Below are 21221 nucleotides of genomic sequence, written 5' to 3'. Positions count from 1 at the left end.
TTAAAAACATTATAAATAATAATAATAATAATATAAAACACAAGATAAACAATAACTCGGATAATCGAAGTTAAAATTATAATAATCTTATTGACTATTAAAATTCAACAAGATCTACTTTAAAATCAGATAAGTCTTTACTGATTTCAATTAGAGAACCATGATTATCTTTAAGCATTCCTGGATTTATAACTAGTGTTTCATCTATCTTATCAATTGATCTTGCTTCATGAATATGGCCACATATACTTATATCAGGTTGGTGTTCTTCAATAATTTTTCTTACCCCATTACTACCTACATGAGAACCATCTTCAAGTTTATCCGCTTCACAATTCAAAGGAGGAGCATGAGTAATCAATATGTTTAGCATCCTTTGATTGGATACAACTTGATTAAACAAATCATTAATATTCTCATATAATTCTTCATCATCAAATTCAAATGGAGTATCAAAAGGAGTAGGATTTGAACCACCAAATCCATGAAAAGCTATATTTTGATTGATGAAAAGATTATTATGATTAAAGATAGCATCAGATTCTTCAATAGCTAATATAGACTCCTTAGTATCACAATTCCCTGGAATAGCTATTACTTCAATGCCTAAAGAAGTTATATTATTTAAAAATTCTGTAGCAAATTCAGGAGGTCCAAAATTAGTAATATCTCCAGCTACAATGACTAAATCCAAATCATTATTTTTTATATAATTATCAAATTTAGGATTATTTTCACTATGTACATCAGTTATTGCTAAAATCTTCATTAAAATACTCCCCTATTTGTAGTTATCATGCACTATTAATTTTCATGACCATACGCTCATTAAAACTTAAGATATAATACCAAAACACTTGTAAAAAATATTAATAATTCTTTTTATAAAAATAAAAATTAATATTTTTCTAATGATAATATATTTTGTTAATGATGTTTAAATAGATAATGATATTTAAATAAGAATGGATGATTATAAAAAAGATTAAAAAATGTTAAAAATAAAAAATGAGATAAAAATGAGATAGAAAAAATACAGAAAATGAGATAGAGAAATAAGATGGAAAGATAAGTAGTCATTTTGAAAATAATCTCAAAATACCTCAAAAGAATTTCAAAAAAATGAAAATTGATTAATACAAATTTATTCATTAAAAAAAGGAGCGAATTCTCTTAAAGCTACTTTTATATTTTCAGAATCTCCATAAAGTGCAATAGTAACATCATCTTCAAATTCAATGATTATATTATTGTATTCAGCTATTTCTTGAACACGGTCTTCAGCAATAGGAGTTTTAAGATGTATCTTTGCAGATGAAAACCCAGGGGGTGCACCTGAAAGAAATTTAGAATGAGAATCTGGCTCCTTATACACTTCTTCACCATGATTAGCCCTTCTTAATTTATCAATCCAGCTATTCTGATAACCCTCCCCAAATTCCTCAGCATATGTAAGTAGCTCATCTTGAACTTTACTGATAACTATATTAACTCTTTCAAGCTCTTTGATCATGTCTGGATGTGTTGTATCTCTCTTATAAAAATTTATGGATGTTTTAAGGAGACTAATATCTTTATTAACCAAGTTTGGAACATCCACTCCCTTCCTTTTAAGATCTGTGAGTAAGTCAACCAAGATTAACCAAGTTTGCTCAATAGGTAATATCATAAAATTCCTTTCTTACTAATATTATTAAAAATTAATATCAAATACATCTTCAGTTATAAATCACAATATCCAATATTAATTACAATAGTCCAATATAAATCACAATATCCAATATTAATTACAATAGTCCAATATAAATCACAATATTCAATATAATTACAATAGTCCAATATAATCACTATGAAATACGATAATAAGTTCAAAATAGCTATTAATTAAAATTTTTCTCATTTAAATTACTTTTTTATATGTCCCTCTAATATTTTTAAAGTTGTATGATTTACTTTAGCTTCAGCTGCTTTTAATTCTTTTTGAACTTCTTCAATAGAATTATAAGAATCTAAGAAAAGAACATGATGACTATCTGTTCCAGTGATATCTAGAATAGCTATTTCATCATCATCTGTGATATCTCTTTTTTCTATAGTTGCTTTAAATTGTACATATGGACCATATTCTTCAGGTAAGTCTCTAAATTTAAATATTCCACCTAATGTAGCTATAAACATGAATTCACCTCTGATTATTAAAAAATTTTTCTATTTTTAACTAATAGTTATGTATTTAATTATATTTCAATTTAACTATATATATCCATTTGGTTTTAAAATTGATTTTTTAGTTCAGTAAACAACAAAAAGAAGTATAATCTAATACGAATAGTTTTGTGTCTTAGACTAAACTCAATACATAATATTTTTGTAGTAATCATATAAAAAATTATTGTAAAAATTCATTGAATTATAATACTATTTAAAAAAATAATAATAAAAATACTATAATGTTACTGATTAATAATATTCTTAATAAAAATAATAATGTTACTACTAATAACACTAAGACTAATAAGGCCAATATTAATCATATTAATAAAAATAATAACCATTAAATAGATATAAAAATTGTACACTGTTGTAAAATCTAAATATGAAAATAAGAATTTTTGCAAATGTCTTTGATTAATGATAACACTAAAAATATCCAAAGATTAATCTTATGGAAAAAGATAGTTCTAAATTATAATTATTAAAGAAAATATCAATTGTAGTTTCAAACAATGCAAAAAAATATCTAAAAAACATCAACAGGTAATAAAAAAAATCAGTATTAAAAAAATAAAAATGAATAAATAAAAAAAGTGAAGAATTATTCTCCACCAGTGACTTTGTCAGACTCTTCTACCAATTTTGCAAGGGCAGGAGCTGAATCAATTAAATGAGAGTCTAAAGTTAACTCATCAGAACCTAATCCTAAAGCCAAACCTAATAATTGAGCTAAATGGAATACTGGAATGTTATAGTTGGTACCATATTTTTTATTAACTTCAGTTTGACCTACATCAAATTGTAAGTGACAGAAAGGACAAATATTGACTATAGCATCCACACCAGCATCGCTCATGTTATCAAGCTTCTCTTTAGTGAAACTTAAAGTTACATCTATGTCTCTAGCTCTTAATCCTCCACCTGCACCACAGCACATCATTTTATCTTTGTAAGGTATAGATCTAGCACCAGTAGATTCAACAAGGTCATCTAAGATAGTTGGCTTTTCAGCATTATCAATTTGAACTTCATCACTTGGTCTTAAGAAATGGCAACCATAATGAACAGCTACATCTAAATTTAGTGGTTTATCTACAAGTTCATTAAGTTTATCAAGTCCAATGTCATTATATAATACTTCAGCAAAGTGTCTTACATTTATGTTTCCTTTGAACTCTCTTCCAACTTCAGATAAAACTTCATTAATTTCACCTTTAAATTCACTATCTTCTTTGAGCAAAAGATTAGTTTCAAAGAGAGAACCGAAACATCCATTACATTCAGTCATTATGTCAGAACCCATGTCTTCTGCAATGGTTATGTTACGAGCAGCTATTGAAGCCCATGTTTTTTTATCAAAAGAACCAAATACACCAGGAGCAGGACAACAAGATGCCCCTTCCATATCATTAAGCTGAATATCAAGTTTATTGAATAATATTCTTGTTGCTTTTTCAATACCAGGATAACGGTTGTTCATAATACAACCTAAGAAATATGCAATTTCCATTTTAATATCTCCATAAAATTATTATTGAATATAATTATTATCAAATTTTATTACTTATTCTAATTCTCCAGTTTTCTTGTTGAATCCAATTAAATCATCAAAACCAGTGATCTCGGTGATAGTTTGAACTTCTTTTAAAGCTTCTGGGAATTTATGAGTGGTCGGAGGTAATTCGCCGAGCCCAACTCTATTTCTAAGTTCTTTGGTTGCATCATTAATTGGTACACCATGACCAGTTTTTATAACAAAAGAACCAGTAGCTTTGTGTGCAGGAGCCATGAAACCAGCTTTAGCTGCTTCATTACGAGCCTTCTTGACAATTTCTACAATTTTAATTTCTCTTGGACATCTTTCTTGGCAAGTATAACAGGTTGTGCACATCCATAATGCATCATCAGAAATTACTTGATCTTTTAATCCCATTAAACAGTTCCTTACTAATTGTCTAACTCTGTAAGGAGTTCTTCTTCCAGAAGGACAACCACCAGTACATGTTCCACATTGGAAACAAACTGCTAAGGATTCAATACCAGCATCAATAAACAATTTTGTAAAGTCTTCATCAACATTGTCTAATGTCAATTTTTCATTATCTTTTAATAGAGTCATACTATCTTTCTCTTCTTTTTTATTATTAGCTTCTTTAGAGTTAGTTTTAACTTCAACTTTCTCTTCAGCTTTTTCTTCTTTAACAGAATTTTCATTCTTAGAATCTTTTTCAGAATCAATAACATTAAGATTCTGAGAATCATTCATTTTTTTAGAAGAATAATTATCAGTTTCTTCTGTATTTGAATATGTCTGTTTATATTGTAAATCATCTGTTTTCATCGGTTTACTTTGATTTAAACCATTATCAGATATATTCTCAATTACTTCACTTTTAGGCCTAGTAAAAAAGGCTTTTAAACGTTCTAGTACAGACATTGAAAATCACACCTTGGAAAATCACAGGCTCATGCCTCAAATCCTTAATTATAATTGATAGAATTCCATATATAAAGGTTACTAAAATTTCAAAAACTGTCACCTAAAAGGTTACACTATTCTAGAGAAAAATATTATAAAAAACATCAAAAAACTATAGATTTAAAAAATACATTAAAATAATATAAAATAAATAAATTAGAAATAATTAATTAGAAAATAGCTAAAACAATAGAGATATTAAAATGAAAAGTGAATTTGAAATAAAAGCCCATGATGGTCCTGGAAGACTTGGAAAACTTGGAAATATTTTAACACCCAATATAATTGATGAGAATATCTATAAAATTGCTGAAGATGAATCTTGCGCCTATAATATAGAAAGAGAAATAGCTGAATGGAGTGTCAGAAGAACAATAGATAAAGCTGCTGAACAAAAAGAAAATTGTAAAATAGCTATTATTCAAGGCTCTAAATATGTGGATTTAAGGATTCATTGTGCAAAGAAATTAGAAAACATTGGATACAATGGATTGATAATAGCTAATGGCGATGATTTAATTCTTCATCCACGAGACCTAGTTGAATTAATTGTAACCCTACGAGACAATATTAAACCAAGCAGTTACTTAATATTTCCTTTCGCAGAAAGTTCATTTATACCATTACTTAGCTATTTAGGTATTGACGGTTTTTTATCAGGAATAGATGAATATTACAGCTATTTAAATGTTATGATGACTCCAACGAAAAATTATGATCTTGATGTTTACCAAATAGAGGAATTAGGAGAATTAAGTCAAAAAGACCTATTAAACTACAATAAACACACAATCAATTTTGTTTTGAAAGAAGTTAGAGAACATATGAAAAATGGGACACTTAGAAACTTAGTGGAAGAGCGATCTGTTACAAGCCCTCAGAATATTTCAGTTCTTAGAATGTTAGATAAAAACCATCAAAATTACTTAGAAAAATATACACAACTTTATTAAAAGCAATGGTAACAATCAACTTATTAATATATTAAAATAATCAACTTATTAGTTATTAAAATATGAAAACTATTATATAAATACTAGTGAATAATTATTAATATAATAATCAACTTATTAGTTATTAAAATATGAAAACTATTATATAAATACTAGTGAATAATTATTAATATAATACTAATGATAAGAATTAAAATAACAACAAAATAAGAAACACAAACCTAAACAATGAATCATTTAGAAAATATAGAAAAAATTAAAAACATTACTAATAAAAAGATTGAACAATTATAGTCAAGCACGAAATTTTTGGCAAAAATTATATTTTTTATTTAACTAATATGTCTTTATTTTCAATATAAACAATAAAATAATCTATTTAGAATTTATTAATATTACAAAAAAATCGGTTTTCGACTCTAAACGAAAAATATGGGAAGAACCTTGAAAATCCGACGACATTGAATCAAAATTAGTAAGTGGTGTCGAATCTATGCAAAAATTATTAATTATTAGGATTCATCCAGTAAACATTAAAACTAAAGCTATTTGAATAATATGATAAGTTAGTGGTTAAATTATCTTTCACATATCACCAATCGCTTTTTTATAGGAATAATTTATTTTAATTTATTAAATTACTTCAATAATATTTTATGATAATAAATTATTTTTCTTTTGCCACTAAATAGCTATTATTATTTCTATTTATTAGTTTTCGATGTGAATTTGGATAAAAATGAGCAGGTAATGCCCCATATTTTAAATGCAATTTATTATCTTTTAAATAGAATTTATTATTAGAATTATAACTTAATGATTCGTTTCCATTATCTTTAACATCACCATCAAGCAAAAGTTGTTTGTGAGTCCATGACAAAATCCCCTTCTTTAATCGAAAATCATGAAGTTCATTCACAATGGGAACAGGAGGAAAATTTTTAAAAGTCCCTGATATTAATTCAAATGAACCTATAATTTCTTTTGTACTTAACAATTCTTGAAGTTCTGAATGAAAAACAAGTACATTGTTATAATTTTTTATCAATTCAACTTCTTCATTGGTTGAACCAAGTTTATATATTAATTCTTTTGAATTCAATATTGTGTTAAAACTAAAATATGAATCATTAAATTTAAAATTAGAAAATGAAATTTGGTCAGAATATATCCCATGATAATCTCTACTTTCTATTTCATATTGTGAATCAGTAGTGTATAAAACTTTACCTAACACATGATTCTGAAAAAATTCAATTATATCCTCCATATAGTGACCTCCTTATAATTTATGGGTTATAATGATTAAATGTTTGAATATTAAAAAAATCCAATGGCTCCTAAATAATATTTAATCAATAAGTCACCCTAATAATCTAAAAATACCTAATAAACAATATAATTAATAACTTTAAAAAGTATTGTCAAAAATTACCTAAAAACGTCATTAATATAATAACTTCTTAAAATATCTCCATATATGAATAAATCTAAGAAAATTATTAAACAATGTTTGATTCATGATTATTAAACAATGTTTAATTTATGATGTTTATAATCCTCAAAAACCTACCATTAAAAACTCATTGTTGAAAAGCCTAAACATATTTAACATTCTTTAGCAATATAATCAATCTCATCAATTTCTACATTATAATCTTCAAATAGCTTAGAGAAGTTCTTTGTAATTTTTCCATGATAATGAAAACGTAATTTACCGTTTTCTAGATATAGTTTATTATTAGCTTCACGAATCAACTTAGCAGGGCTATTTTCATGTTTAGTGTTTTCATTTTGTTTAAAGGACCATTGAAGTACTCCATCAGCTAATTTAAAATTAGAGAGTTCATTCACATCAAAATCAGGACAATTACTATTAGATGGCTTTGATACTAATTTTAATGTCCCTAATCTTTCTTTATTAGTTACTCTTTCCCAAATCTCATATCTTAAAACAATAGAGTCTGCAAAATCTTTTATAATATCCATTTTATTATTTAAACCAATTTTATATACTAATTCTTTCATAGTTATAATAAGATCCATAGTTAATGATGAATCATCATAATTTAAATTAGAAAAAGTTAGTTGATTTGAATATATTTTTCGAACATTCACTTCATCTACCTCATAATTTAATTTAGCAGCACTTAAAGATTTTCCTGCTACATTTTCTTCTAAAAACTCAACTATCTCCTTCATAAAAGTATATCTCCTAATAAAATTTATATTAGTTTAGTAGTTTCTATATATTAAACAATATTAATTATAATATAAAATTACTATTATAAAATATTTCCTATTAAATATATAAAGATGAAAATCTTTAAAACTTTTTAATAAAATAATTTATTTTAAGAAAAATAAATATTCTATAACATGAAAAAAAGATTTTTAAAAAAAAATAACTCAAAAATAACTCTATAGCATGACAAAAGACTTTTAAAAAAAAATAACTCTATGGACTATTTTAAAAATATTTAACTTATATTAATATTCAAATTATTTTAGATATCTTCTAGAAATCATTGATTAATGAGTATGAATATAAAAAAAATCATTGAAAAAGAATATTTATATTGATTTGGTTAAATAGCTTAGCTATGGCGTATATGTCTCTTTTAGGATTATCTTAGAGGTTGAAAAGATAAATAATCTTGTATAAGGATGAGACATCATTTCTAAGCTATTGTCTCAAATCAATATGACATATGATATGAATTGTATAATAATTCACATCGTACTGTTTATTCAAAGTTACTTATAAACCTTTGCATTTTTTCTTTATTTTTCAAAACCATGAAAAGAATTTTTTTTACTTTTAAAAACATTCTGAAATCTATGATTTCTAGTTTTTTAAGAATCTTTTAATAAATCCCATAAATAAGTGAATTTCATGGATAATTATACTTATAATATCTCCAATAGCTTTAAATTTATTTTTTGCAGACATCATCATCATTTTACAGACACCCTCATCAAATAATAAGATATATATTAATACAATGTCATCACACAGTATTAGCTCAAACTAAGGAAAACCCAAAATTACTCCTATTGTTATTAATATTACAAGCCATAAAATAATTATCTTAATCCAAGATAGTTTTTTCTCACCATTATATTCATCTATATCATGAAAATAGCTACTAAATTTTGCATCCTGTTTGTGGAAACTTTCTATTAATTCTTTAATTCTCATTTAGATCTCCTCCCACAACAAGGTTTTCGTCATAGAAATAATTCCCATTGTTCTCATTGATTTTTTTGGCATTTTCATAAGCATCATAGGCACTGTATAATAAAGCCAATACTCCTAATAATCCATTAATATCACTCAAAAAAAGAGTTAATATCATGAAAAGTACTCCTTTGAGTATTTGACCATTATAAAATTGACCTAAACATACTAAAAATAATGACAATACTAAAGCCAGTTTTGGATTCTTATAATAATTAACATACCTAGCATGACTAGTATTTATCCTCCTAGCTATTGGATTGTTTATTGGCTGAGATTCAATACTATTTGAATTTTCATCATTTTTTTCCGTGGTAACTGCCTTAGTTTCTATTTCATTTAGACTTTTGCCACCATTACCACTATTTAGTGATTCAAATTCCATATCGCTTGAATTTTCTCCATCCTCACTACCACTTAAGGATTCATATCCCAGTTTGTTTGAACTTTTTCCATTCCATTCACTATGTATTGGGCGAGATTCCACTTTATTTGAACTTTCCACACTTGTAAAATTATTCTCCCTTAATTTTGTTCCACAATTCGGACAAAAATTGGTTTTTTTATCTTTTATAGGATCACCACAAATTGGACAGAAATTTGGTGCCTCTTCATTATTCATTTTACTCCCCTTTTTTAGCATAAATAATGATTATTTATGTTTTTTATAATATTATAATTTTTTCATTGAGGTTTAAAAAATTATTAGAAATTAAAGAGACTTAAAAGTAAAAAAAGATTATAATTATATATTAATTCGGCTTTGTAGAAACCCTTTTGATAGGAAATATATTTATAAAAAATATCATTAAAAATGCTTTATTTTGAAATTAAAAAACTAAATTCACAAGTTAGCTTCACAAAGTAAAAATTTAAAGTGTGAATATTCCAATTTAAAAAGGAAAATATTTTACTAAAAAGAATTATAATAGATTTAATAATAATTTTTTAAAAGATAGTAATAATGAATAAGAAGAAACTATTAATTTGAAAGGCGCAAATGTTTCACTTATATCCAAAGCTAAAAAAGAGTATTTTTCACTACCAGATATTGCTAAATATAGAAATGATAAAAAATCCCTCAGAAATTATTAGTCTTTGGCTTCGTACATTCAGCACAATAGAATATTTAGATTTATGGGAAAAATTAAATAATCCAAATTTTAAACCCCACATATGTGAGGGGTTTAAAATTGAATCTGCTAAACAATGGCGAGAAGCAAATCCTGATAAAAAAGGCAATATTCGTGATCATGCGACAATAGAACAACTAATTGTACTTTCAAATATGGAAGGAATTAATGTACTTTTAGTTAGAGAAGAAATTCATCAAAGTGAAAGAATTGCATGATTAAATAAAGTTGTAATCACACAAATACAATCTCTTATAAATGACAGTAATATGATGAAAAAATTGAAATAAAATTTATTTGGAATACAAATGTTTGTTTAATTCCATTCTATTAATATTGTGTTTAAAGTTGGTTAATTTTTCAAGTTTTTCATTGTATTCATTATTTTCAAGATTTGATAATTTTATTTGTTAATTTATTAAAATTATAAATTCTTTTTATTGTGTATTCTGATAATACCATTTACTCTATCAAAATCATCGTCAAAACTGATTAATTCAATAATATTCATTTCTTTCATTATTTCAACTATCGTACTATCTGCAAGTGATAGTTTATGATATTTAACAAGTGTTTTTATTGATTTATCACATAGTGATCTATCTTCAGTTATTATGATAAAATTGTCCATTATATATTCATAAACAGTTTTAGCTATATCTACTCCAACTTTCTTATTTATTAGAGTTATAGATTCAAATACCGCTGATAAACAAGTTACTTTCACTTTTTTATTAATATAGGGTATTAGTTCATTCGCTTTCTCATGCCATTTATCATTATCAACAGTTAAACCAACAATAAAGTTAGAATCTATGAATATTAATTTATTCGCCATTTTCTACCTTTTTTAGTTCTTTTACACTATCAAATGGTTCTGGTGCTGTTCCTAATCCAGATATAATTTCTAAATTTTCTTGTTTTTTTGGTTTTAACTCGTTGTTAACTCCTTTTCTAATGTATTCATTCATTAAATTGTTTTGTGTTTCATTTTTATCTATTGCTATCTTTTTAACACTTTTTAATAAATTATCATCTATTTTAATTGTTGTTTTTATTATATTCATATTTACACCTTCTGAGTACCTTTACACTTATACATTTATACATCATATTATATAAATATTTTTATTCTCATTATTGTTACAGATAAATTAATAGATTTACTGTTTTGTTGCATAAAAAACTGCATAATAAGAATGTGCCACAGCAAGGTTAAATTTTTCATTTTTAGGCAGTGCCAAAAACTCTACTGATATATGTCAGTTATAATGAAACATTCAAATCAGTAAGGTTTTTGACACTGCCACTTTTTAATAAAAAATCAACATTATCTAACTCTTCTAACGCTCCATTAAATAGTATTTTTCGTCATCCAATTATAATCCTTTCTTTTTCAACAGTAGAAATGAAATGAGAGTTTTTCACATGATTATAATCATTTTTGGATAAAATTTTAGCTGAAATATATTCTCCCAAATGCAGTATTTATTCCCTTAATCCTCCATTTTTTTATTGTGAAGGATAATGAAATAAATATTAAAACAATGTTAATTAATATTAATTAATATTAAATATATTAATAGTATATTTAAATCGTTAGGATTTAAAAATGTTATATTCTAAATAGAAAGATATTAATGATTTTATTTATGGAAATGTAAAAATAGATAGTAAAATTGTTATATTTCTAATTAAAGATATTACTGAAGATTTTTAACAAGATATATGTTCAAATTTAAAAAAGATGTTCAAGAGATATTAGCTATTTTATTTTAGAAAAAAAAGAATTTAATAAAATACTTGGAAAAGAAGATTAGGTTCTTAGAAATGTCTTAAAAAGGCAAAAATCTTTATTCTATATTATAAAAACGTCCTAAATATTGATTAAAAAATATTTAAAAATGTGATGAGATTATAAAGGGTATTGAAAAATATTTCTATCATCTTATCTTTACTATATTATCTATTACTATCTTATCTACTCTCATCTTATCTATTACTATCTTATCTACTCTCATCTTATCTATTCTCATCTTATCTTTACTATCTTATCTACTATCATCTTATCTATTACTATCTTATCTATTACTAGATAAAGGAAGTTGAGTTTTGCTTCTTTTTAGTATGATTGAAGCTAAAAAATAAACTAATGAATTAATAAATCTATTAATAACTCTTGTATTAATTTTATTAAGATTTAAATCGTTTAAAGCTTCATTTAAAGCTTTTAAATCAAATTGTTTAATATTCTCTTCTGTAATAGCCATATCATTAAGATTATAAGCTAAAAAATCATTATTAGAAGTATCAATTCTGTCAACAAAGATGTAGTCTTCATTAATGGTAATTTTATAACCCAAATAAGTTATTTTAGATATTTTCAACTTATTTTTAGTTAGTAACAGTCTTTTATGATTATTAGTTAATTTTATTCTCATTAGTAACACTATTACACTTTATAATTTTAAAATATATAAAATAAACTATTTAGATTATATAAATGAATATTTCATCCCAGAATATTTAGTATCCTCCTCTCATTCTATCCATCTCTTTTCTAATGAATTCTTCCTTAATTTTCTTTTTATCTCTTTCTAAAAATAGCTGAATCCTTTGAGTGTACCAGTCCTCTTCTCTTTTCATTCTTTCATCATTGGCTTCAATAGCTAAAGACTTAATCTCTTCAATTTTATAGTAATCACAGTTGAAAAAATCTTCACAAATTGTAAAAGTACATCCAAAATAGCTATTACCCAATGTTCTTTTTAGAGTTTTCTTATTGCATTTTGGACAGCTTAAATCATGTTTATACAAGTCTCCATTTTCTTCCACTATAACACCTCACATCAAAATAAAGACAAATTTTAGAAATAATTTTTATCATAATAATATTAACAGCACCATCAATTAAACATTATCTAAGATATGTTTTGGTCCATTAGCTATTTCAACTAGATATTCTGCTTCAACAATATGTAATTTAGAAGGAATAACTATACAATGAAGAGGGCCTCCAAAATCATATTCAATCAACTCTTCAATTGATCCTGCTTTAACGATCACATCATAAGATCCAACCCTAGCTATTCCAATAGCTAAAGTTTTCTCATCAATGACTACCTCTTTATTTTTAGCTATTAAATCATCTCTAACCTCCAATAAGTATTCCAAACCTTGATTGATGGTCATGTATCTATCTTTATGATATTGAATATCTAGAAGAACTAAAGTATGTGCATCATTAATTAAGTTATCAGCTATTGCTAAATATGGAGAATGAGGAAAAAAATTATGGTCTGGAAATGGAATTGTAGTAACCTTTCCAAATTTATAAGCTTGTAATCCAGATATTCCTGGAGCTGCAGATAGAATAGAAGAGCCATGGATAACTTTCGTTTCAATACCCATCTTTTTGGCTTCTAGTAAAAAATCAGTATGCGTGGTAGCTATCAATGGATCTCCTCCACATATTAAAGCCACATTTTTATTTAATGCATCTTTTAAAAACACATTCTCTTCTTCTACTTCTTCACGATTTAATATAATTATTTCATTTCCAATTAACTCTTCAATAGCTTGAAAATTAGAACCAAAAAGTCTTGAAGTAAAGAATTCTGCATAGACAACATCTACATTTTTTAATACATCTAATCCCTTTAGAGAAATGTCTTTTAAATCAAACAATCCTAATCCTACAAAGTAAAGCATGAAAATTCCTACTAATTTATTTTGATAATTAATTATTTTAGTTTAATTTTATAGATAATTAATTATTTTAGTTTAATTTTATAAATAGCTATCATTTTTTAAAATATTGAATCAATTTTGCTATTAATCAATAAAATTCATAATCTTCATAATATTTAACATCAATATTAATCACAACTTTCAAGATTAATATTGTTGATATTATTAATATTATATAAATTCTTAAAAATTAATATTATTCATGATATTCAAGATCAAAATTATTAATATTAATTCCAATAGTATTCTTTAAAATATTTTGAAAAAGTTAATAAAATTAATTAAATAAAGAAATAAAATATATTAAAATAAAATAAGATAAATAAAGTTGAGAAAAATAAAACTGATTAATGAAGATATTAAGTGAGAAGAAGATGGATTAAACGAAAAGGAAATAAATTAAATAAAAATTAATGAAAAGTTTGAAAAATTAAAAAAATACTGAAAGAAACAATCAAAAAACAAAGAATCAGAAAATAGAAAAAGTATTGAATAAAAAAAGTCAATACTTGAAAAAGTTATTTTAAAATTATGGGTGTAATTTATTTGGAACTAAAATAGCCAATTAGTCGGATTAGGCTATTTAATCATCCTATAGTTTTAAATCATTTAATTACTATAGCTCCAGATTTATTTTTGGTTGCATAATAAACTTTTTTATAACCGTTTCCTTTGTAGTTATAATCTATCCATGCACCATTTTGATATATCTGAACTGATCTATGGTTTGAAGATAAACTAGTTGGATATTGGATTATCCTGACAGTTTTTCCATCTTTAGACAATTTTTTATATAACATTTCACTGTTATCCCAACAATCTCCTACACCTTTACCTGAACTACCATAATAGCTAGTTATCCCTGAATTATAACTGTTAGAATAGCTATTTCCTGCATAAGTATCACTACTAGAATTACTATTTCTATTATCAGGATTAGCATTGTTATAGTTAGAATCTGAGGAATAAGTAGGTGATGAAGATGTATTCAGATCCCATCTGTCAATCACAGATTGTGTTATATTTCCAACGATACCATCTTCTTTTAAATTGCTGTCTCTTTGGAACATTATCACTGCTTCTTCAGTGAATTTTCCAAAAGATCCATCAATATTTCCAGAATAATAACAAGTATTATTCAAGAATTTTTGTAGTTCAACAACTCTATTTCCAGTAGTATTTATTTTTAAATCAACACTCTTATTATCTATTTCTGTTTTATCTGCCCGTGTAGTATCTTGTGCGGCTGTAACTAAGGATATAGAACAAACCATACAAAATATAAACAAAGTTAGATATTTTTTATCAAATCTTATATTCATGCCCCCAATGCTCAGAACATCATTTACAAAATAATCAATTTTATTAGTAAATTAAGATTCTAGACAAAATACCTTTTTATTTAGCATCTTATATAAAAGTTTGGGTTTATTTTAAAAAAATAGTTCTATTATAAGCTTATTTAAGCTAATAAAAAGATATTAGAAAACTTAATAATAGCTATTATTAAATATTAGTTAACGATTTTTATTTTAAAAATTAGTAGGATATTTATAGTCTATTTTAGAAAATAAGACCATATTAGAAAGATAATAAAATAAATATTGTTTTTCTATTGAAAAAGTAATTAGTTACAATATATCATAGATCAATTCATTATTATATCTCCTTTAATTATCAAAATTATGTATTATAAGAGTGATGTAATAATTTTAAGGATAATATAAACTATTTAAGTGATTATAGCTATTTAAATAGCTTAATTAATTAAAAGGGCAAATTTTCTGCTTTTTATAGGATTTTTTATTCATTGCCAATAAGATGTTCTTATTTTTAAAAATAAAGGACAGATTTTATTAAAAATAGACTAAAATATATATAAAGTTTTTTTTAAGAGAAACTAAAAAATAAAAGGCATATTATTAAAAATTAATAATTAATAATATTTATGTGTTCAATAATAACATTAATTATAGTACTAGATATTGAGTTTAAAAATAATAATTTTAGTGTATATATCTAAAATATAGTTATTAGTTAAAAAGTATATAAATAAATAATCTAAAATATATATTTTTAATATTTTTGATTGTTAAGCCTATTAATATATTTAAAAATACTATAAAAATTAATAAAAATTAATAAAAAGGAATAAAAAGGAATAAAAAGCACTATGAAAGTTATAATGAATTAAAATTTTAAAAAAGGATAAAAATAAAGATTAACTATTATATCCAATTCCTAAAAATATGACCTAATATTACCCAATTCAAATTATCCATTTTTAAAGACGGTTCAAAGTATCATTGATAATTGGATACGCTTTTTAGCAACATCAACATCAATTACTTTGACATTCACAATATCACCAACACTCACAATGTCAAGAGGGTGTTTAACGAACTTATTTTCTACTAATTGTGAGATATGGACTAATCCATCTTGATGAACGCCAATATCTACAAATGCTCCAAAATCAACCACATTTCTTACAGTTCCTTCAAGTATCATTTCTTCTTTAAGGTCTTCTATTTCTAATGCGTCGTTTCTAAGTATTGGTTGTGGCATCTCTTCTCGAGGATCTCTTCCTGGTTTTTGAAGTTCATTTACAATATCACCTAAAGTAATTTCTCCAATATTTAACTCATCAGATAATTTTTTATAATCCAAATTTTCAAAAGATATATTAGACTCAAGATCATTTAAAGTGTAATTTAACTTATCTAATAATTTTAATGTAATATTATATGATTCCGGATGGATTGTAGTGATATCTAACAAATTATCAGAATTGTAAACTTTTAAAAATCCTGCACATTGTTCAAATGTCTTTGGGCCAAGTTTGGGTACTTTTAAAATCTCTTTTCTGTTTGTGAAAACATTTTCATTTTCTCTGTACTTTACAATGTTTTTAGCAATAGCTGAGCTTATTCCAGCAACATAGCTAAGAAGTGGTACTGAAGCTGTGTTGATATCCACTCCTACATTATTAACTACTTTTTCAACCACATTCTTTAAAGATTCAGTCAATTTCTTCTGATTCATGTCATGTTGGTATTGTCCTACTCCAATGGATTTTGGATCAATTTTTACAAGTTCAGCCAAGGGATCTTGTAATCTCCTAGCTATTGAAGCAGCACTCCTTTGACCAACATCAAAATCTGGAAATTCTTCAGTTGCTAATTTACTAGCTGAATAAACAGAAGCTCCTGCTTCATTCACTATGACATATTGAACCTTTGTTCCTTTAATAATTTCATTGATCACTAATTCAGACTCTCTAGAAGCTGTTCCATTACCTAAAGCTATAATATCAATATTATACTCTTTTATCATGGTCAAAATAGTTTTTTTAGTCTCTTGAATTTTATTTTGAGGTTCTGTTGGAAAAACAACATCAGTAGCTAAGACTTTTCCAATTCCATCTACAATAGCTAATTTACACCCCGTTCTAAATGCAGGATCCCAACCTAAAACAACTTTGTTTAAAATAGGTCCTTGCATCAACAATTGTTGCAAGTTTTTAGAAAATACTTCAATAGATTTGTCTTCTGCCTTCTCAGTTAAATAATTTCTAATTTCTCTTTCAATTGAAGGAGCTATTAATCTTTTATAAGAGTCTAAGATAGCTTCTTCAATAATAGGGCGAGTAAATTCATTATATTCTTTTTTATTTCTATCAGTAGAATAATTAATTAGTGTGTGACGAATTAAATAATCAGTAATCTCATCTTCAGGAGCTATAACTTTAACTTTCAGTATTTTTTCTTTTTCTCCACGATTAATAGCTAATATCCTATGAATAGCTATTTTAGATACTTGTTCGTTATAGTCATAGTACATCTCATATTCAGAACTTAATTCTTTATCTTTAGTAATTATATCTAACTTTCCTTCATTGAAAGTTATTTTTCTAATTAAATTTCTAAATTCTGCATCATCTGATATAATTTCAGCTATTATATCTTGAGCTCCAGCTATAGCCTCTTCTATCGTATTAACTTCTTTTTCTTGAGAAAGATAGTTTTTAGCTATTTCTTCAATAGGCACATCGGTCTCTTGTAATAGAATAATATTTGCAAGCCCTTCAAGTCCTTTTTCTTTAGCTATTGTAGCTCTTGTTCTCTTTTTAGGTTTATATGGTCTGTAAATATCTTCAACTAATACTAAAGTTTCAGCATTCTCAATAGCTTTCCTTAATTCATCAGTTAGCTTTCCCTGACTATCAATACTTTCAATCACAGCTTTCTTTCTTTCTTCCAAGTTTCGAAGATAGTTTAACCTAGTTTCAAATTTTCTAAGTATTTCATCGTCTAATGAACCAGTAACTTCTTTTCTATACCTAGCTATAAAAGGTATTGTATTACCCTGATCAATTAAATCTATAGTTGCTTCAATCTGCCAATCTTTGATATTAAGTTCTTTTGATAATGTTTTTATAATCATTATTGAATATTCTCCATTTAAATAACTAGTTGAATCAAATAAAACAAATGTTTTCATGCATTAGAAAATTATAATTATTATTCTAATTGTCATTATTATATAAATAAAAATTATTACTCTAATTAATATTCATACATCTATAATCAATTACTCAAATATTACCCTAATTAATATTCATACATCTATAATCAATTACACAAATATTACCCTAATTAATATTCATACATCTATAATCAATTACACAAATATTACCCTAATTATTATTTTACCACCTATAATTAAAAATTATCATTCTAATATTATAAAATATTATTATATTAATTAAAATGTAAAAAGAATTTTTGAATATAAACAACAGTATATATTATATTTAACATTAAAATAATTTTTTATTTTATGTCAAAAATGTTATCAGTAGATAAATTTTTTATTAAATAAAATAAATATCCACAAAAATGATATAGAAATATTAAAATTTGATATAATAATAATAAAACAATATAAATCAGAAAAAATCAGAAAAAAAAGCATTAAAAAAAGAAAAAATTTTATCAATTAATAACTAGATTTATATTATATAAAAAGCAAACACAATGTAATGTTGGTTATTAAAAAAGATCCACTTAATTATGGTCTTAAATGAGGTGTTCCTGTGGAAACACAGAATAGGATTCAAATTATAAAAGAAATAAATCAGGTATTGGCCAGAGAAGGTTTTGAAACTTCAGAAGTTTATCATCAAAGTTGTTTTGATATGGCTGCTCGAAAAAAATTGCTTTTAATTTTATTAAAAGTCTTGGTTAATATTGATAGTATGAATGAATCCAATGTTCAGGAAATAAGAAAAGTAGCTAGCACATTTTTAGCATCTCCATTGATTATAGGCGTTAAATCAAAAAATCAAGAGTTAGAAGAAGATGTTGTCTATGAAAGACATGGTCTTCCAGCTATTGGAATTGAAACTTTTAAAAATATGGTGCTTTATGAAGAATATCCTGAAATCTTAGCTGATAGAGGAGGATATTATGTTAATATTAATGGAGACATTTTAAAAGAATACAGAGAAGACTACTCCCTATCCTTAAAAGAATTGGCAGATTTAGCTCATGTTTCCCGTGAAACAATATATAAATACGAAAATGGTTTGGTTAAAGCTAATTGTGAAACTGCTATGTTGTTAGAAGACATTTTAAACATGAAAATAACAATAGATGTTAATTTATTTGAAGTTCCAAACGAAGTAGAAAAGCCAAGAGATTCAAATGGAGTAAACATTCCTTCTAATAATGAAGATGGTGAAAAAACAAGGGATTTAGCTAACTTAGGATTTGGAGTTATTACAACCAAAAAAACACCATTTGATGCTTTAGCTAAATTGAATAATCCCAATTCAATTAATCTCCCTAATCCCAAATCTAAATTTCAAACTAACTCTTCGTTAGATCCTAAATTTCAAAATGAATCTCCATTAATAGCTAGTTTAGAGAAAAATAGAAGTACTAAAACATTGCAAAAAATAGCTGTTAGTTTAAAAGATCTTTCATTAATTACAGAATCAGAATCATTTTTTATAATTAATAAGAATAAAATTAAAGAATCAATAAAAGGCATACCTGTTATTAAATCATGGGAATTAAAAGAAGCCGAAGATTCTATAGAATTTTTAAAATTAATCAAAGAAAGAAGAGATAATTAGCCCTAAACCTTGCTTTTATTAATTTTTATTTAATAACAAATTTTTAAAATAATAAAAACTATAAATAAAAGAATACTAATTTCCAAAAAACTTTAAAAAATAATAAAAACTGAATTTGTAGAAACCCTCATTTTTTACACTTTAAATTTTTACTTTGTGAAGCTAGTTTGTGAATTTTGTTCTTTAATTTCAAACTAAAGCATTTTTTAATAATATATTTTTTATAAAAATATTTAATATTTAATATTTAATATTAAAAGGGTTTCTAGAAAGCCTAAAAATTATAACTAAAATAATACTAATTTCCAAAAAAAGACATTTAAGACAAAAGTAGAAATTTTAATATTTAATTATAGGAAAAATTAAAGCTCAGTCAGAATTTTAAAATCTAATTCAAGTTCTTTTGTATTAGCTACACCAAATGTCACCATATCGACATAATCTAATGTTTTTAAGAATTTAAAGGCTTCTTCTGGTTGTTGAATTCCACAGGCTAATATCTTATTAACAATTATCTTTTTATCAATTTTATTTAATAATCTAGCTAATTCTTTTCTTTCTTTATCCATGAAAGATTCTGAATCCATCATGTACCCTAACTTATTAACTGGAACCATGTAAAAATCGAACATTTTTAAAATTGGTGAATCTAATAGCTTTTTTGTTGTTTTAAAAGGAAATGATGTTATTAATCCTGCTAGTGAACCTTGTTTTTTGATTTCAGATAAGATATTTTCTAATAACTCCCAATCATAGCTATCTGTTATAAATTCATCAATAAGCATTATTGGAGTGTTGAATTTAGATAAAAGTTTTATATCTTCTTTCCAATTAGCCTCTTTAGCTTTTTCAAAGTCAGGGAAAACATAATTCACATTGGATTTTCCAATGGTAGCTATTACTTCCATTCTGTTTTCTTGTAAATTAGTTTCTTCAAATAGTTCAGACTCTTTAAATGCCTCAAATTGTCCAAAGGCTTCTAATAAATAGCTATCATTTATTAAATTAATTGCATTGATTCCAATATCATTTGCCTTTTTTATGATATTAGCTATTTCTTCTGGTTTAGCATGCAAATCTAATTGATATAATCTAGATCTATGTCCAAAATAGCTTTCTCCTGTAAATGGAGCAAAACCTAATATGATTCTTGGGATTTCCTTATTCTTGACTTTTAAGCTACCTTGAAAAATGAGCATCTCTCCTATTGTTAAGACAATTTAAATATTAATTTATTTATATTTTTCAACAAAATTATTAAAAAGTATTTTATCTTCTTAATTCAATCTTAAGCCTTTTATTTAATCTT

At 25.0% G+C, this 21221-nt stretch carries 21 protein-coding genes; 4 read left to right on the top strand and 17 right to left on the bottom strand.

Features of this window, described 5'->3' with window-relative positions; translation table 11 throughout:
• Window positions 1–97: 97 nt before the first annotated feature.
• From MBCUT_RS02860 to hdrC, 5 genes are all read right to left on the bottom strand, one after another.
• Window positions 98–769: a metallophosphoesterase family protein gene (locus MBCUT_RS02860; protein WP_067258665.1), complete on the bottom strand. Its 672-nt coding sequence runs from the start codon at window positions 767–769 to the stop codon at window positions 98–100.
• A 375-nt stretch (window positions 770–1144) separates the two neighbouring features.
• On the bottom strand, window positions 1145–1669 hold the full coding sequence (locus MBCUT_RS02855; RefSeq protein WP_067258663.1) for a DUF2096 domain-containing protein: 525 nt from the start codon (window positions 1667–1669) through the stop codon (window positions 1145–1147).
• A gap of 236 nt (window positions 1670–1905) precedes the next feature.
• Window positions 1906–2178, bottom strand: coding sequence for a DUF749 domain-containing protein (locus tag MBCUT_RS02850; protein ID WP_067258661.1), 273 nt, complete (start codon window positions 2176–2178; stop codon window positions 1906–1908).
• 637 nt (window positions 2179–2815) lie between these two features.
• Entirely contained in the window at window positions 2816–3724 is a 909-nt protein-coding gene (hdrB, locus tag MBCUT_RS02845; protein WP_067258659.1) for a CoB--CoM heterodisulfide reductase subunit B, read from the bottom strand.
• 54 nt (window positions 3725–3778) lie between these two features.
• Window positions 3779–4651: a CoB--CoM heterodisulfide reductase subunit C gene (hdrC, locus tag MBCUT_RS10490; RefSeq protein WP_084270688.1), complete on the bottom strand. Its 873-nt coding sequence runs from the start codon at window positions 4649–4651 to the stop codon at window positions 3779–3781.
• A gap of 245 nt (window positions 4652–4896) precedes the next feature.
• Here hdrC and MBCUT_RS02835 point away from each other — a divergent pair, with 245 nt between their 5' ends.
• The gene (locus tag MBCUT_RS02835; protein ID WP_067258657.1) at window positions 4897–5646 is read left to right on the top strand and encodes an archaeosine tRNA-ribosyltransferase; all 750 of its coding nucleotides are present in this window, start codon (window positions 4897–4899) and stop codon (window positions 5644–5646) included.
• Window positions 5647–6313: 667 nt separating this feature from the next.
• On the opposite strand, the gene MBCUT_RS02830 is transcribed toward MBCUT_RS02835, so the two are convergent.
• From MBCUT_RS02830 to MBCUT_RS10760, 4 genes are all read right to left on the bottom strand, one after another.
• Window positions 6314–6916 (bottom strand): hypothetical protein, encoded by a 603-nt coding sequence (locus tag MBCUT_RS02830; RefSeq protein ID WP_067258655.1) that lies wholly within the window; start codon window positions 6914–6916, stop codon window positions 6314–6316.
• Window positions 6917–7254: 338 nt separating this feature from the next.
• Window positions 7255–7848, bottom strand: coding sequence for a hypothetical protein (locus tag MBCUT_RS02825; RefSeq protein ID WP_067258653.1), 594 nt, complete (start codon window positions 7846–7848; stop codon window positions 7255–7257).
• Window positions 7849–8677: 829 nt separating this feature from the next.
• Window positions 8678–8848 carry a hypothetical protein gene (locus tag MBCUT_RS10765; RefSeq protein ID WP_157082447.1) on the bottom strand — a complete coding sequence of 57 codons (171 nt, stop codon included), beginning with the start codon at window positions 8846–8848 and terminating at the stop codon, window positions 8678–8680.
• Entirely contained in the window at window positions 8838–9509 is a 672-nt protein-coding gene (locus tag MBCUT_RS10760; RefSeq protein WP_169805379.1) for a zinc ribbon domain-containing protein, read from the bottom strand. Before MBCUT_RS10760 ends, MBCUT_RS10765 begins: the two co-directional genes overlap by 11 nt.
• A gap of 444 nt (window positions 9510–9953) precedes the next feature.
• Here MBCUT_RS10760 and MBCUT_RS11460 point away from each other — a divergent pair, with 444 nt between their 5' ends.
• Window positions 9954–10238 (top strand): hypothetical protein, encoded by a 285-nt coding sequence (locus tag MBCUT_RS11460; protein ID WP_211263763.1) that lies wholly within the window; start codon window positions 9954–9956, stop codon window positions 10236–10238.
• 206 nt (window positions 10239–10444) lie between these two features.
• On the opposite strand, the gene MBCUT_RS02810 is transcribed toward MBCUT_RS11460, so the two are convergent.
• Window positions 10445–10858, bottom strand: coding sequence for a type II toxin-antitoxin system VapC family toxin (locus MBCUT_RS02810; RefSeq protein ID WP_067258648.1), 414 nt, complete (start codon window positions 10856–10858; stop codon window positions 10445–10447).
• The gene (locus MBCUT_RS02805) at window positions 10848–11087 is read right to left on the bottom strand and encodes a hypothetical protein (protein ID WP_067258645.1); all 240 of its coding nucleotides are present in this window, start codon (window positions 11085–11087) and stop codon (window positions 10848–10850) included. Before MBCUT_RS02805 ends, MBCUT_RS02810 begins: the two co-directional genes overlap by 11 nt.
• A gap of 170 nt (window positions 11088–11257) precedes the next feature.
• On the opposite strand from MBCUT_RS02805, the gene MBCUT_RS11245 reads away from it, so the two are divergent.
• The gene (locus MBCUT_RS11245) at window positions 11258–11437 is read left to right on the top strand and encodes a hypothetical protein (protein ID WP_169805378.1); all 180 of its coding nucleotides are present in this window, start codon (window positions 11258–11260) and stop codon (window positions 11435–11437) included.
• A gap of 664 nt (window positions 11438–12101) precedes the next feature.
• Here MBCUT_RS11245 and MBCUT_RS02800 read toward each other — a convergent pair.
• From MBCUT_RS02800 to MBCUT_RS02780, 5 genes are all read right to left on the bottom strand, one after another.
• Window positions 12102–12461: a hypothetical protein gene (locus MBCUT_RS02800; protein ID WP_067258642.1), complete on the bottom strand. Its 360-nt coding sequence runs from the start codon at window positions 12459–12461 to the stop codon at window positions 12102–12104.
• An 85-nt stretch (window positions 12462–12546) separates the two neighbouring features.
• Window positions 12547–12855, bottom strand: coding sequence for a hypothetical protein (locus tag MBCUT_RS02795; protein ID WP_067258640.1), 309 nt, complete (start codon window positions 12853–12855; stop codon window positions 12547–12549).
• A 75-nt stretch (window positions 12856–12930) separates the two neighbouring features.
• Window positions 12931–13731, bottom strand: a complete 801-nt coding sequence (dph5, locus tag MBCUT_RS02790) for a diphthine synthase (RefSeq protein ID WP_067258637.1) — start codon at window positions 13729–13731, stop codon at window positions 12931–12933.
• 644 nt (window positions 13732–14375) lie between these two features.
• Window positions 14376–15092 (bottom strand): peptidoglycan-binding domain-containing protein, encoded by a 717-nt coding sequence (locus tag MBCUT_RS02785; RefSeq protein WP_084270687.1) that lies wholly within the window; start codon window positions 15090–15092, stop codon window positions 14376–14378.
• 973 nt (window positions 15093–16065) lie between these two features.
• A complete protein-coding gene (locus MBCUT_RS02780) occupies window positions 16066–18216 on the bottom strand; it encodes a Tex family protein (protein WP_211263764.1) in 2151 nt (716 codons plus the stop codon).
• Between the two features lie 652 nt (window positions 18217–18868).
• On the opposite strand from MBCUT_RS02780, the gene MBCUT_RS02775 reads away from it, so the two are divergent.
• A complete protein-coding gene (locus MBCUT_RS02775; protein ID WP_067258633.1) occupies window positions 18869–19912 on the top strand; it encodes a transcriptional regulator in 1044 nt (347 codons plus the stop codon).
• A 362-nt stretch (window positions 19913–20274) separates the two neighbouring features.
• Here the strand turns inward: MBCUT_RS02775 and MBCUT_RS02770 are convergent, their stop codons facing one another.
• Window positions 20275–21111, bottom strand: coding sequence for a hypothetical protein (locus MBCUT_RS02770; RefSeq protein WP_245634931.1), 837 nt, complete (start codon window positions 21109–21111; stop codon window positions 20275–20277).
• Window positions 21112–21221: the final 110 nt, after the last annotated feature.

The organism is Methanobrevibacter cuticularis, assembly GCF_001639285.1.
GTDB lineage: Archaea > Methanobacteriota > Methanobacteria > Methanobacteriales > Methanobacteriaceae > Methanobaculum > Methanobaculum cuticulare.
Note: the sequence above shows the minus strand (reverse complement) of the source record. Positions and strands in the feature narration are given on the sequence as shown.